The sequence below is a fragment of the Staphylococcus sp. 8AQ genome, assembly GCF_902506595.1.
Taxonomy (GTDB): Bacteria; Bacillota; Bacilli; order Staphylococcales; family Staphylococcaceae; genus Staphylococcus; species Staphylococcus pasteuri.
In genome coordinates this window covers 649,883-662,783 of the sequence record NZ_LR733871.1, presented here as the reverse complement: position 1 = coordinate 662,783, position 12,901 = coordinate 649,883, and the positions used below count along the sequence as shown (strand labels likewise).

The window sequence follows — 12,901 nt, the reverse complement described above, 5'->3', positions numbered from 1 at the left end:
ACTAGTGCACTCCAATCCATAAGCCTATTAGACCTGTTATTAAACCTACTGACCAAAATACTGTTACAACTTTCCATTCATTCCATCCACATAATTCAAAGTGGTGATGAATAGGACTCATTTTGAAAATACGTTTTTTAGTTAATTTATATGAAGCAACTTGTAACATAACTGATAACGTTTCTACTACGAATACAAATCCGATAAATATAAGTGATAACTCTTGGTTTAACATAATTGAAATTGTAGCAAATATGCCACCTAATGCTAAGCTACCTGTGTCACCCATAAATACTTTAGCTGGATTTAAGTTATATGGTAAGAATCCTAGTAAAGCAAATACCATAATAATACAGAATGTACCTATTGCAGGTGATTCTAGTACAAAACTCATAATGGCATACATTGCAAAACCGATAATTGAAAGTCCTGTAGCTAAACCATCTAATCCATCTGTTAAATTGACTGCATTTGAAAAGCCAACTTGCCAAAAGATGATAAATATAACATAAGCAAATGAAAGAGGGATACCACCGTCAGTAAACGGAATATGTAAAGTTGTTGAAAAATTGACTAAGTTAAACACATTACTTAGTACGAAAAATATTACAGCAATTAAAATTTGTGCTAAAAATTTCTGTTTACTTGTTAAACCTTGGTTATTTTTCTTAACAACGATAATGTAATCATCAATAAAGCCAATTAATCCAAATCCGATTGTTACAAATAGTAATAAAATTATTGGATTAGAACGATCTACAAAAATAATCGCAATAACTGAAGCGATAATGATACTTATTAAGAATGTTAGTCCACCCATTGTTGGAGTACCCGTTTTCTTCATATGGCTTTGAGGCCCTTCTTCACGAATACTTTGTCCAAATTTCATTCTTTTGAGCGTTGGTATGAGTATAGGTACAAGTACAAAAGTTACTAGAAGCGATAACATCGCATATACAAAAATCATAATAATCTCCTTTTCTTTTATCCGTCAATTTACATATATTATTAAATATTTTTAATTGTTAGCTTTTACATTTTATCAGTTTTAGTTCTAAATTTATACGTTAGTTCATAACATATTAAGAAAGAGAGAAGGATAAATAAAATCCCAATCTCTTCCTTATATGTTGAATATCTATGTTGTACTAGTCAGTGCTTGAATCTTTCTTTTTAGACTTAGATTTGTCTTTCTTATCAGATGATTTGTCTAATGATTGTTTATCACTATCGTCAGTTGTGCTATCAGTAGATTCTGCTGATAAAGTAACTTCAATTTTATCTGATTTTTTAAGTTTTTGACCTTGTGTCATAGATTGATCTGAAACAAAACCACTGCCAGTCGTTTTGACCTTAATGTTAGTTAATTCTTGGAAAGCAAGAACATCTTCTTTTGTCCAGCCTTTCATATCAGGCATAGTCAAGTCACCATCTGTTACTAAAAGAACTTTACTATGAGGCAATGCTTCAGAATCAGCTTTGACTGATTGTGATTTCACTGTTTTACCACTGCCAATAACAACTGGTTTAAGTGATTTAGCATTAATACTATCTTTAGCTTTTTCTATTGATTGTCCTTCTACGTTAGGCACTTTACTATAATCCTTTTTAGAAGCAGAATCTTTTGATTTATCAACGTTTAAATATTTCAACGTATTTTCCATGATCGGTTTGAATGCTTTACTTACACCCATTTCATATGCTTCTTGATCATTTTTTTGTGCAAGACTCATACCAGCATAAACAATCACTTTAGGATGTTTCTTAGGTGCATCACCCATGAAACTTACGAAGTATGGATTCTCACCCTTAACATAACCGCCACCTTTAGAATCGGCTACTTGAGCGGTACCTGTTTTACCTTCGATATCGTATCCTTTCACACGATAGTTCATCGCATGACTCTTCTTACTATTTACAACTTTATCTAATTCTTTTTCAACTTTATTAGCAGTATCTTCTGAAACTGGTTTTCCAGCGTAAGATTTCTCACCTTTATAAAAATTCTTTTTAGAAATTGGATTGTCTATACTACTTACAAACCATGGTTTCAACATATTACCTTTGTTGAAAAATGCTGACTGTGCTTGAATCATTTGAACTGGTGTTACTGTAGTTGATTGTCCAAATGCTGATGTTTTTTGTTGTAATTCATTATCCCATGCAATATGACCAGTGGATTCACCATCAAACATACCATTTGTTGATTTACCAAAACCAAATCGTTCATACCAAGATTTCATTTTATCAGCACCAACTTCATCTTGTAAGTGCATCATTAATGAGTTAGCTGAGTACGTAAATCCTAGTGTTTCAGGAATACTACCCCAACCTGTTTTATTCCAGTCAGAAATTTCTGAGCCCATTATCTCTCTAGGTCCTGATTTAAATTTCTTATTCGGGCTGAATTTACCTTCTTGAATAGCTGCAGCTAATCCATATGTTTTAAATGTTGATCCTGGTTCATACGTATTTTGATATAAATCATTAGCCCATTTTTTACCAAAGTCTTTACCTGTTTCAGGATTAAATGTAGGTCTTTGGCTATACGCTAAAATTTCTCCGGTTCTTGCATCCATAACAACCGCAAATAAATCTTTAGGATTGTAGCGGTCAACCATGTCATCTAATGCTTCTTCGACGAACACTTGAATATTTGAATCAATCGTTAAATGAACATCATCGCCACGTTTAGGTTGTTTTTCTGATTTTGTATTTGGTGCGATGTATCCCCAGATATCATGTATATATTTTAATGATCCTTTTGAACCATTAAGATAACTATTAAATATCTTTTCAACTCCCATGGCACCATTTAATTGACCCGTATCAGGATCTTTTTGAGCCATACCAATTAAGTGAGAAGCAAAGTTACCATTAGGATAAAATCTTTCAGTTTCAGGATATAAGGTAATTCCTGGTAAGTCTTTCTTTTCAAGTTTTTCTTTATCTTGATACGTTAAATTAGTACCTTTTTGACCAAACTCTACTTGGAATACTTTTTTCTGATTCAATCTTTTTTCGATTTCATCTGGTTTCATATCAATAACTTTTGATAATTCTTTGGCAGTTTTCTTTTTATCTACCACATGCCTTGGCTTTTTACTATTTTCACTCGCTTTTTTATCTACAACTGCTACGACTTTATATCTTTCAACATCTTCGGCTAAGACTTTACCGTTTCTATCGTAAATCTTTCCTCGTTCTGGTTGCTCTGAGTTATTAACTAAATATTTTTGGTTTGCTTTCATTATCAAATCTTGTCCATTTGAATGACCAGTAATCATTATGTATGAAAACCTCAAAACCAATATAAAAAAGAGCAGCCCGAATAAACCAACAAGTAGGACTGCCCCTATTTTATTTTTTTTAATTTTAATTTTTCGTTTCGCCATTATTACGCACTACCTTTACATTATCGTTCTTGAGGCTCATACCTTGCTTCTTAGCCTTGTCGTAAATGCGTTCGTATGAAGAATTTTTCTTAATTTCAGATTTTAAGGCGCTGTTCTCGCTAGATTGTTGTTCAATTTTTTGATCTAAATCTGCAATTTTTCCTCGCGTATCATACGCATCCATTTTTAAAGATAGCATATAAATACTAATCATAGCAATGACAGAGACTAGCGTTATGTATAAAATCTTTTCGAATCTAGTAAGTTGAACGACAACTTTACGTTTAACGGTTTGCTTTTGAGGAGAGGTTTGCGGTTGTCTTTTTGGAACACTGGTTTGTGTTGCATTATCATATGGTTGGTAAACTTTTTCTACAGCCATGTTGAATTACTCCTTATTTTAATATTTCTGCAATGCGTAGTTTTGCGCTTCGGGCTCGATTATTGTCATCTAAATCTTCGTCAGTCGCAGTAATAGGTTTACGGTTTACGCGTTTCAATTTTGGGGTATATTCTTCAGGGATAACTGGTAAGCCTCTAGGTAAGTCAGGTCCCTTTTCATACTCTTGAAACATCTGTTTACATAATCGGTCTTCCAATGAATGGAATGTAATAACAGAAATACGTCCGTGTACCTTTACAAGCTCAATAGCTTGTTCTATTGAATCTTCGAATGCACTTAATTCATCATTTACTGCAATTCGTATAGCTTGGAACACTCTTTTCGCAGGGTGCCCACCTTTTCTTCTAGCTTTGGCAGGAATGCCTTCTTTAATCACTTCAACTAATTCTAATGTCGTCTCGATTGGTTGTTTTTCTCGGTTTGCTTCAATTCTTCTTGCAATTTGTTTTGAGAACTTTTCTTCACCATAACGATAGAAAATTTTGACTAATGCTTCAAAAGACCATTCATTTACAACTTCATAAGCTGATAATGATTGCGTTTGATCCATTCGCATGTCTAATTTAGCATCATGATGATAGCTAAAGCCTCTTTCTGGTACATCTAACTGTGGACTTGAAACACCTAAGTCATAGTAGATACCATCAACTTTTTCAATGTTTAGCTCTTTTAATATTTGTGTTAACTCTCGAAAATTACTGTGAACAAAAGTGACTTTATGTAAATGTTCTTTCAAAGCATCTTTAGCATTTTTTATTGCAGTTAAGTCTTGATCAATTGCAATAAGTCTACCTTCATCACTTAATTGATTTAGTAAATATAAGGCATGTCCTGCTCCACCTAACGTACAGTCAACATACACACCATCTTCTTTTATATTTAGATAATCAATGGTTTCGTTTAACATAACGCTTATATGATGAAACACTGTCATACCTCCAAATTAAAAATCAAAATCTATTAAATCCTCAGCAATATCTTCGAAACTATCTTCAGATTCCTCATAGAAATCATTCCAAGTTTCTCTATCCCAAATCTCAATTCGATTTGAAACACCTATTACTGTACATTCTTTAGTTAAATTAGCGTATTTCCTTAAATTTTGCGGAATATTAATACGTCCTTGTTTATCTAACTCTACTTCAACGGCACCTGAGAAGAACATACGCATAAACTTACGTGCGTCTTTTTTTGTCATAGGTAAGGTTTTCATCTTCTCTTCAATTTGTTGCCATTCATCTAAAGTATAGCCGAATAAACACTTATCAAGGCCTCGAGTGATAATAAAACGTTCATTTAAATCATAACGAAACTTGGACGGTATAATCATACGTCCTTTTGTATCTAATTGATGATCGTATTCTCCCATGAACATTTTTTCTCACCTCACCTTATTTATAATTTACCACATCTCCCCACTATCCTCCACTAATTATGTAAAATTCGTCAAAAATATTTATTTTTATAAAAAAATACCCGCTTTATCTTTTCGATAAAGCGGGCTTAAACGCTGTTATATCAATCTTTTATTATAATATGATCAAAAGTGTAAGAAAGTGGTGGATAAGTGGAGGGACTGAACACATCTTTCCCAAAATCATTCAAAATTTGAAGTGGATTCCATATTCTTTCTTGTAATCCTCCCATTGCGTGGAGATGATCATTAATTTCTCTAAAATGTCTCATGCTAATGTCATTTTCTCTTTCGATATTTAAAAGATAACGTTTTTTCAAATAATCATACTGTCTTAAGTGTATTTCATTATTTTTAGTTACTAAATTTTCATTAGCATTATTACCTTGAACTTCTTTATATAAAGAATGAAATAGATTTTCCTGTTGTTGTTTCATACTTTCAATTTCATTTAAAAATGTTTCGGAAGCTTGTTCACGAATAAATTTTTGTTTATCTTCTTCAATACCATTCTCTATGACCTGTTCTAATTGAAGTTGATACTGATTTAATAATTTTTGAGTTCTATTATATAAGTAAGTAATCCTCAATCTTGGTAATACAATCGGCATATCAATATTTAATAACTGAAATACATCATGTAGTTCTGCCCAATATTTAATTTCACTTGGACCACCGATGAAGGCCACAGTATTAAATAACCATTCTTCCATTATAGGACGTGTAACAACATTATTTGAAAATCTATCAGGTTCTTCATCTAATATGTCTAATAACTGTTGTTGATTATAGTTTTGTGTTGATTTACTTAAATGGAAAGCATCATTTTCATAAGTTAATAATTGTCTCATCCCTTCTTCATGAAGGAATAAATGCACATTAGTATCAGTTTGAATCATTTGAGACAAACCTTGTTGTGTTGTATTTTTTTGATTATTTCTAAAAGCTTCATCAATAGCACGATGTTTTAAAATCATTTCTTTTAATAAAGGTTTTTCCATTTTTCTCAACGAAGTATATTGAGCATCAATAAATAAAACACCATAATCTTTGAAGATTTCATGTAATAAAGCTTTAAAAATATTTGACCAGTTTTCATTACTTTTAATAATGTCTAAACACATTTGGTAAATTGCTTTACTATGCTCTGTTTCTTTTAATTGTTTAAAGTAATCATTCAACACTTCAATCATTTGTGACTGTTCAGGATTAAAACGAGATACATTACTTTCAGGTGGTGTCATAGTATGATATTTAATTTTATGTAGATGTGCGTCTTGTTGATTATAAGCAAATGTATGATTGACTTCATCAAAATCATGATCTTCTCCAGCAATCCAAAATACCGGTACAACCGTTTGGTTATATTTATTAGAAAGTTGTTGACTCAATGTAATAATTGAAAAAATTTTATGGATTGTATATAAAGGACCACCAAACAGACCAGCCTGTTGTCCTCCAATGACAACTTTTGCGCCATTAGCTAAAGCATCCAAATGTGTTTGTTGCGCTTCAGTTATTGATAAATCTTCCATATAAGATTGAATAACATTTGCAAGTTCTTTTTCTCTTCCATTTGAAGGCGCATCCATTTTCTTTTTAAAGCTATCTTCTGACATAGCATCATATTGGTAGAATTGTTGGAGTGTACCATCACTATTTTTTATTTTGGAAATAAACTGATCGTCATTGTTTAATTTTAATATTTTACAGTCCATTGTTTTTCTCCTTCAGTATCACTATTCCTAATATAGTATAAAGACTATACTCACTTATGACAATTTAACGGCTTATAAAAATTTATAAAATCTTAAAATTCTTTAAAATTACTTACGCTCGAAATGACATTCGTGTCATTATTTTTATTTTGAATGGTATAAAAAATTCAACTCGTATAAATATATTTATCTGGTTTAATTTTGGCTTAGAGCATAAATAAATGAAAAGAACATAGACTTTAAGGTATAATATAAGAAAGGAATAAAGGGGGACATGATGATGAGCGAAGTAAAAAAATTAGAAATTAATTACAAAACTGATGAGTTATTCGAAGATTTTAGAGAGTTTGGTAATAAAGATTTATATATGGTTGAAGAATTTAACGGACAAATGATCGATGCAAGTTCAGACTCACCTTTTTATGGTATTTTTGTCGGAGATAAATTAGCTGCAAGAATGGCATTGCTAAATAAAGGTGAAGTTGAGGAATCTTACTTCCCTGATTGTGACGATTATATTTTATTATGGAAATTAGAAGTATTAGAGAAATATCAAAACAGAGGTTTTTCTAAGGAATTAATCGATTTTGCAAAATCATTTAACCTTCCTATTAAAGCAATCGCTAGAAATAATTCAAAATCTTATTTCGAAAGCCAAGGTTTCAAAGATGTCGAAGCTAAAAATCCTGAAGGACATGATGTTTTAATTTGGCACCCATAGTACGAAAAAATTCCACCGAATTTATTAAATTCGATGGGATTTTTTAATTTGATTATTCTACAATATCAATTAATTCTTTAAGAGACTTAATTTCATAATCAGGTTGAATTGTTGTATTATTTTCTTTATTTCTTAAATTGAACCAACATGTAGCAATATTAGCATTTTTTCCTCCTAAAATATCCGAAGTAAGTGAATCTCCTACAATTATTGCCTTTTCTCTATGTGTTTCTCCCATTTCTTTAAAAATGTAATCAAAAAATTCTGGCATAGGCTTTTGATAACCTGTTTGTTCAGATATAAAAATGCCATTTAATGTTTCGTTAAATGTTGTTTGAGCTAAACGACGTTGCTGTGTTTCTGTAACCCCATTTGTCACAATATAAATATTATGTTTTTTTCTCAAATAATCTATTGTGTCTAAAGTCCCATCAAAAAAGCTAGGTGTAGCTTTTGCTAATTCATCTCTAAATAGGTTGTCAGCTAAATTCCCATCAACTTCAATGTTATAGTCTTTAAAGTAATTAACAAATCTCAGAGTTAAAACTTCAACTTTAGTTAATTTATTTTCTTGAAAAGCTTCCCAATGAGATTGATTAACCTTTCTAAAATAATAAAAATCCTCTTCTGTTGGATAATGATTAAAATGTTTAGCCATATTATAAAATGCTTTTTCTTCAGCATCATAAAAATCAACAATTGTATCATCAAAATCTAGTAAAATAGTTGTGTATTTCATTTTTATATCCCTCACTACTCTTTTATCTCTATTAACAATAACAAATTTTGAATATAATTTCTTAGAAAATAAAAAAAGACCAGAGCGCTTGCCCTGGTCAGTACTAAATATTTGAATATTAGAATCCGAATAATTTTCCTAATACGCTAACACCATTTTCTACGATGCTTACGATGCTTGTTCCTAATTTAGCTCCATCGTGATTTTGTGCTGCTTGTACTGTATTTGCGATTGCTTCTGCTAATTTTGTCATTATAAAAATCTCCTTTTCTGTTTTAATTTATTTTAATTGTTGTTAAGACTTAGAATCCAAATAATTTTCCTAATACGCTAACGCCATTTTCTACGATGCTTACGATACTAGTGCCTAATTTAGCTCCGTCATGTCCTTGTGCTGCTTGTACTGTATTTGCGATTGCTTCTGCTAATTTTGTCATAATAAAAATCTCCTTTTGTTATAATTTATTTTAGTAATTGATAAATCTTAGAATCCAAATAATTTACTTAATACCCCTACACCATTTTCTACGATACCTACGATACTTGTACCTAATTTAGCACCGTCATTATTAACACCGGCTTCAACTGTATCTTTAATTGCTTTGAATAAACCTTCCACTATAAACACTCCTTAATATTTATTGTTCAAAAGTTACTTTCAAAAACTGAGGTAAATTGATTCGTGTTGTTTATCTATCGTTTTGTTATTTATAATATATAACTTTCATGCCCAACTTTGGCGTCTTTTCCTTACTTCGCTATAAACACTTCAAAACTGTAAAATCGTTTTCAGTTTTGAACAGTTAGGGATACAAAACTGAATTGTTCACAATTCAATAGATTCAAATATTCTTCAAACTTAAAAACACTTTATGATATTGTTTCAATACACTACAATAGTGAAAAATATAAACATTTTTTATATCATAGCTATTGCATATTACAGTTAATTTAGCTATAATAATTCTTGTGTTAAAAAATGTCCTGGTAGCTCAGCTGGATAGAGCAATGGCCTTCTAAGCCATCGGTCGGGGGTTCGAATCCCTCCCAGGACGCTAACTAGAACTGTAATCCTGTTGGATTACAGTTCTTTTTTTATGACATCAAAACAGCTAGGCATTCAAAAATGCCTAGCTGTTTTGATTATTAATTTATAGGGACTTTTTAGGGACCTGAATACTTACAAATAAACTTAAAAAAATGATTTCCTATCTATCATTATAATTCTACAATATGAGGTTTAACATCTGGGTCGTGATTAGCAATGGCTTCTATACAATTAGGATTTTGCACCATCTCTATCACCCAATTTAAAGATTGTTGAGCATCTTTTTTATCAACTAATACTCCAGGTAATATATTTTCTTTCCAAGATTTAGAAGCATAACCAATATCAGATACTAGGAATAAGAATTTCTCATTATCATAAGATTTTACAATCGTAGAACTTAGACCTTTACTATGTCCTGGTGACCATATCATTTTAATAGTACCGTCTCCAAATAAATCAAAAGCTTTCTTTTTAGGTCCTAAATCGCTATCTTCAAATTTAAATGTTTCTAAGTGAACACCCTTCCATTCATGAGGAAGATAATGCATTTTATCTTTTTGTATAGCTTCATATTCCTCTTCACTAACTAATACATGTTTAGCATCTTTAACTAATCTTAATCCGTCAGCATGATCACAATGCATATGACTCATTAATATATAGTCGATATCACTAGGTTTATATCCTAGTTTTATCAATTGTTCATGCACTGCTTCTCCTTTTGGTAAATCAGCTTTATTTACAGGATATTGAAAACGTAAATTTTTAATTTGATGTGTTCTATTATCTGTATGCCATCCAGTATCTATTAATACTAAACCTTTAGGATGTTCTATTAAATAAACTGAAACAGGTATCTTAATTTGATGCTGTTTAGATCTAAAAAGACCTGTCCATGCAAGTAATCTATTATTTGAATATCCAAATGGTAACGCTTCATCTACAATCACATTCCCTGTGTGTAAAACATGAACTTTAATTTTATTTGTCATTGTTCTTCATCCTTTTTTAAAATGTCGTTGATGTGGTTCGTATAATCAAAAAGATCATTTAATTCTTTATTATTTAAATTTAATTTCCTTTTAAAACCTTCATACAACTTGTTTTGTCTATTATTATAAAATTGAAGTCCTTCCTCAGTTAGTTGTATAACTTTCTCTCTTTTATCTCCAGACTTTATCCGTTCTACAAAATGTTTTGTTTCTAATTTCTTAATCCTTTTTGAAATTGCAGTTTTATATACACCTTGTTTTTCAGCTATTTGATTCACAGATAATTGTTTATGTTCTAAAAGTAATTTAAAAATGCCTAATTGTTCTCTTGAAATATCAATATTTTCTTCATCAATAACTTCGTTAATAATTTTACTTATTTCAATAAATGTTAAGTGAAATTGATTAAATTGTTGTAATTCATTACCTTTCATATGTACCTCCAATAAAATAGTACACCTAGGTGTACTATATGTCAAAAAATAATAAGCTTTCTTGTCCGTTGAATATATAATTCAACTTTGAAGAAAGCTCATGCATATTTTTAAATATCATTTAGTTTAAATTCAATTGTATCTATCACTTTATGCTCTCTATTTCTAAAATTTAACGTTGCTTTGTTCTCATCATCTACAATAATTAATTCGGCATATGTTTCTTCAACAGCACTTCTTGATTGAGAAATACTACCTGGATTAATCACATGTACATCAGCTATATTTTCATATTTAGCAACATGTGTATGCCCGTAAAATGCTAGTTGAGCGTTTAATGTTTTAGCTTTTTCAGCTAATTTCATTCTCGTTTGATTTACTTGGTATAAGTGCCCATGTGTATAAAAGGTATTGATCCCATTATTTGAGATTGTATTTTCTTCAGGAAATTCTGGATAAAAATCACAATTCCCTTTCACTCTGTTGTAAAGGCTAAGTTCAGTATCATCATATTGAAATTCTGAATCACCTAAATGAAGAAAAACATCTGCATCATTATGTTTCTCGTAAATATCGTAAAGAATTCCCGATTCATTATGATTATCACTTACTACAATCCATTTACTCATTATTCTCACCTGCTAAAAATTGTTGTAATTGATTAATAGCATTTCCACGATGACTGATTTTCGCTTTTTCCTCATCTGTTAATTGTGCCATTGTTTTACCAAGTGACGGAACATAAAAAACAGGATCATAACCGAAGCCATTTTCTCCTATAGGTTCAGTTGTGATTTCTCCTGATACCGTTCCTTTAAATTGCTGAGTTTGTCCGTTTGGTGAACTCATACTAATAACGCATACAAATTGTGCAGCTCTTTCAGTCTCGTTATTCATATTATCAAGTAACTTTTTAATATTATCTTGGTCATTTTTATCTAAACCAGCATATCTTGCAGAATAAACACCTGGTTCTCCATTAAGTGCTTGTACTTCAAGGCCACTATCATCTGCAATGACTTGCTTATTTAATGCTTTAGCTGCAGCTACTGATTTTAATTTAGCATTTTCTTCAAATGTTGTACCAGTTTCTTCTACATCAAAATCTTTAATCAATTCACTTATTCCTATGACATTTTTATTAGGAAATATAGCTTTAAAATCATTTATTTTACCTTGATTATTAGACGCAATAACGATATCTTCCATTATTTTTCCCTCCATTTATCCAACATTAACTCGTTCAACTTCAGCATCCATACCTAACCATTCTTGAATAATATTTTCAATATATGTCGTATCTCCTGTAGCAAAAAAGCGATGTGCTGGATGTTCTGTATAACTAGCATGTTCATTACTAAATGTTAATAATGCACTTACTTCTCGAGCTGTCTCTAGTCCAGAAGAAATAACAGTTTTCTTACCACCAAAATAATCATATATAGGTTGATATAATAATGGATAGTGTGTGCAACCTAATATAACAGTATCAGCATCACTATTTCTCCATTGTTTCAATGTTTGATGTATAACAATACTTGTAATTGTCGGATCATTATATCTCATTTGTTCTACTAAAGGAGCAAAAGCTGGACAAGCAATACCATATACTTCTACATTAGGATTAATTTGTTTAATGTGTTTACGATAAGCTTCTGATTTAATTGTACCTTCTGTTCCTAATATTAAAACATTTTGATTTCTTGTTGTCATAATAGCTGTCCTAGCACCAGGTTCAATGACACCTACCACTGGAATCGGTAATATTTTCTGTAAATGTTCTAATGCAACGGCAGTCGCTGTATTACATGCGATGACTAGCATTTTAATATCAAATTCTACAAGTTTTTGTGCAATTTCAGTTGTAAATTGTTTAACTTCTTCACCTGGTCTTGGACCATATGGACATCTACCAATATCTCCTAAGTAATAAATCGTTTCATTAGGAAGTTGTCTCATAATTTCTTTAGCTACTGTTAAACCACCAACACCTGAATCTATAACGCCAATTGGTCTATTCATAGTCTTACATCC

General features: G+C 31.0%; 16 protein-coding genes and 1 tRNA gene. 2 read left to right on the top strand and 15 right to left on the bottom strand.

Going from position 1 to position 12,901, the window contains the following annotated elements:
• Window position 1 precedes the first annotated feature (1 nt).
• From mraY to bshC, 6 genes are all read right to left on the bottom strand, one after another.
• The gene (mraY, locus tag GVY01_RS03415; protein ID WP_017637172.1) at window positions 2–967 is read right to left on the bottom strand and encodes a phospho-N-acetylmuramoyl-pentapeptide-transferase; all 966 of its coding nucleotides are present in this window, start codon (window positions 965–967) and stop codon (window positions 2–4) included.
• Between the two features lie 181 nt (window positions 968–1,148).
• A complete protein-coding gene (locus tag GVY01_RS03410; RefSeq protein ID WP_107999682.1) occupies window positions 1,149–3,395 on the bottom strand; it encodes a penicillin-binding protein in 2,247 nt (748 codons plus the stop codon).
• A complete protein-coding gene (gene ftsL, locus GVY01_RS03405) occupies window positions 3,376–3,777 on the bottom strand; it encodes a cell division protein FtsL (RefSeq protein WP_017637174.1) in 402 nt (133 codons plus the stop codon). Before ftsL ends, GVY01_RS03410 begins: the two co-directional genes overlap by 20 nt.
• A gap of 13 nt (window positions 3,778–3,790) precedes the next feature.
• Complete coding sequence (gene rsmH, locus GVY01_RS03400; protein ID WP_017637175.1) at window positions 3,791–4,726, bottom strand: 16S rRNA (cytosine(1402)-N(4))-methyltransferase RsmH; 936 nt, start codon at window positions 4,724–4,726, stop codon at window positions 3,791–3,793.
• Between the two features lie 15 nt (window positions 4,727–4,741).
• A complete protein-coding gene (gene mraZ, locus GVY01_RS03395) occupies window positions 4,742–5,173 on the bottom strand; it encodes a division/cell wall cluster transcriptional repressor MraZ (protein ID WP_017637176.1) in 432 nt (143 codons plus the stop codon).
• 143 nt (window positions 5,174–5,316) lie between these two features.
• Entirely contained in the window at window positions 5,317–6,930 is a 1,614-nt protein-coding gene (gene bshC / locus GVY01_RS03390) for a bacillithiol biosynthesis cysteine-adding enzyme BshC (RefSeq protein WP_017637177.1), read from the bottom strand.
• Window positions 6,931–7,210: 280 nt separating this feature from the next.
• Between bshC and GVY01_RS03385 the strand changes: the two genes are divergently transcribed.
• Window positions 7,211–7,651, top strand: a complete 441-nt coding sequence (locus GVY01_RS03385) for an N-acetyltransferase (protein ID WP_017637178.1) — start codon at window positions 7,211–7,213, stop codon at window positions 7,649–7,651.
• A 52-nt stretch (window positions 7,652–7,703) separates the two neighbouring features.
• Here GVY01_RS03385 and GVY01_RS03380 read toward each other — a convergent pair whose 3' ends face one another.
• From GVY01_RS03380 to GVY01_RS03365, 4 genes are all read right to left on the bottom strand, one after another.
• Window positions 7,704–8,390: a YjjG family noncanonical pyrimidine nucleotidase gene (locus GVY01_RS03380; protein WP_017637179.1), complete on the bottom strand. Its 687-nt coding sequence runs from the start codon at window positions 8,388–8,390 to the stop codon at window positions 7,704–7,706.
• 118 nt (window positions 8,391–8,508) lie between these two features.
• Window positions 8,509–8,643 carry a beta-class phenol-soluble modulin gene (locus GVY01_RS03375; RefSeq protein ID WP_017637180.1) on the bottom strand — a complete coding sequence of 45 codons (135 nt, stop codon included), beginning with the start codon at window positions 8,641–8,643 and terminating at the stop codon, window positions 8,509–8,511.
• A gap of 49 nt (window positions 8,644–8,692) precedes the next feature.
• Complete coding sequence (locus tag GVY01_RS03370) at window positions 8,693–8,827, bottom strand: beta-class phenol-soluble modulin (RefSeq protein ID WP_002450638.1); 135 nt, start codon at window positions 8,825–8,827, stop codon at window positions 8,693–8,695.
• Between the two features lie 47 nt (window positions 8,828–8,874).
• Entirely contained in the window at window positions 8,875–9,009 is a 135-nt protein-coding gene (locus tag GVY01_RS03365; protein ID WP_017637181.1) for a beta-class phenol-soluble modulin, read from the bottom strand.
• A gap of 362 nt (window positions 9,010–9,371) precedes the next feature.
• Here GVY01_RS03365 and GVY01_RS03360 point away from each other — a divergent pair.
• Window positions 9,372–9,445, top strand: a tRNA-Arg gene (locus GVY01_RS03360).
• Between the two features lie 163 nt (window positions 9,446–9,608).
• On the opposite strand, the gene GVY01_RS03355 is transcribed toward GVY01_RS03360, so the two are convergent.
• From GVY01_RS03355 to racE, 5 genes are all read right to left on the bottom strand, one after another.
• Window positions 9,609–10,433, bottom strand: coding sequence for an N-acyl homoserine lactonase family protein (locus GVY01_RS03355; protein WP_017637182.1), 825 nt, complete (start codon window positions 10,431–10,433; stop codon window positions 9,609–9,611).
• Complete coding sequence (locus tag GVY01_RS03350; protein ID WP_029055488.1) at window positions 10,430–10,867, bottom strand: MarR family winged helix-turn-helix transcriptional regulator; 438 nt, start codon at window positions 10,865–10,867, stop codon at window positions 10,430–10,432. Before GVY01_RS03350 ends, GVY01_RS03355 begins: the two co-directional genes overlap by 4 nt.
• A 110-nt stretch (window positions 10,868–10,977) precedes the next feature.
• Window positions 10,978–11,496 carry a YfcE family phosphodiesterase gene (locus tag GVY01_RS03345; RefSeq protein WP_017637633.1) on the bottom strand — a complete coding sequence of 173 codons (519 nt, stop codon included), beginning with the start codon at window positions 11,494–11,496 and terminating at the stop codon, window positions 10,978–10,980.
• Complete coding sequence (locus GVY01_RS03340; RefSeq protein ID WP_017637634.1) at window positions 11,489–12,076, bottom strand: XTP/dITP diphosphatase; 588 nt, start codon at window positions 12,074–12,076, stop codon at window positions 11,489–11,491. Before GVY01_RS03340 ends, GVY01_RS03345 begins: the two co-directional genes overlap by 8 nt.
• 15 nt (window positions 12,077–12,091) lie before the next feature.
• Window positions 12,092–12,889, bottom strand: a complete 798-nt coding sequence (racE, locus tag GVY01_RS03335; protein WP_017637635.1) for a glutamate racemase — start codon at window positions 12,887–12,889, stop codon at window positions 12,092–12,094.
• Between the last annotated feature and the right edge of the window lie 12 nt (window positions 12,890–12,901).

Bases quoted from the DNA above. Each gene is read 5' to 3' on its own strand.
- mraY (WP_017637172.1), bottom strand. From the start codon at position 967: ATGATTTTTGTATATGCGATGTTATCGCTTCTAGTAACTTTTGTACTT.
- GVY01_RS03410 (WP_107999682.1), bottom strand. From the start codon at position 3,395: ATGGCGAAACGAAAAATTAAAATTAAAAAAAATAAAATAGGGGCAGTC.
- ftsL (WP_017637174.1), bottom strand. From the start codon at position 3,777: ATGGCTGTAGAAAAAGTTTACCAACCATATGATAATGCAACACAAACC.
- mraZ (WP_017637176.1), bottom strand. From the start codon at position 5,173: ATGTTCATGGGAGAATACGATCATCAATTAGATACAAAAGGACGTATG.
- bshC (WP_017637177.1), bottom strand. From the start codon at position 6,930: ATGGACTGTAAAATATTAAAATTAAACAATGACGATCAGTTTATTTCC.
- GVY01_RS03385 (WP_017637178.1), top strand. From the start codon at position 7,211: ATGAGCGAAGTAAAAAAATTAGAAATTAATTACAAAACTGATGAGTTA.
- GVY01_RS03380 (WP_017637179.1), bottom strand. From the start codon at position 8,390: ATGAAATACACAACTATTTTACTAGATTTTGATGATACAATTGTTGAT.
- GVY01_RS03375 (WP_017637180.1), bottom strand. From the start codon at position 8,643: ATGACAAAATTAGCAGAAGCAATCGCAAATACAGTACAAGCAGCACAA.
- GVY01_RS03370 (WP_002450638.1), bottom strand. From the start codon at position 8,827: ATGACAAAATTAGCAGAAGCAATCGCAAATACAGTACAAGCAGCACAA.
- GVY01_RS03355 (WP_017637182.1), bottom strand. From the start codon at position 10,433: ATGACAAATAAAATTAAAGTTCATGTTTTACACACAGGGAATGTGATT.
- GVY01_RS03350 (WP_029055488.1), bottom strand. From the start codon at position 10,867: ATGAAAGGTAATGAATTACAACAATTTAATCAATTTCACTTAACATTT.
- GVY01_RS03345 (WP_017637633.1), bottom strand. From the start codon at position 11,496: ATGAGTAAATGGATTGTAGTAAGTGATAATCATAATGAATCGGGAATT.
- GVY01_RS03340 (WP_017637634.1), bottom strand. From the start codon at position 12,076: ATGGAAGATATCGTTATTGCGTCTAATAATCAAGGTAAAATAAATGAT.
- racE (WP_017637635.1), bottom strand. From the start codon at position 12,889: ATGAATAGACCAATTGGCGTTATAGATTCAGGTGTTGGTGGTTTAACA.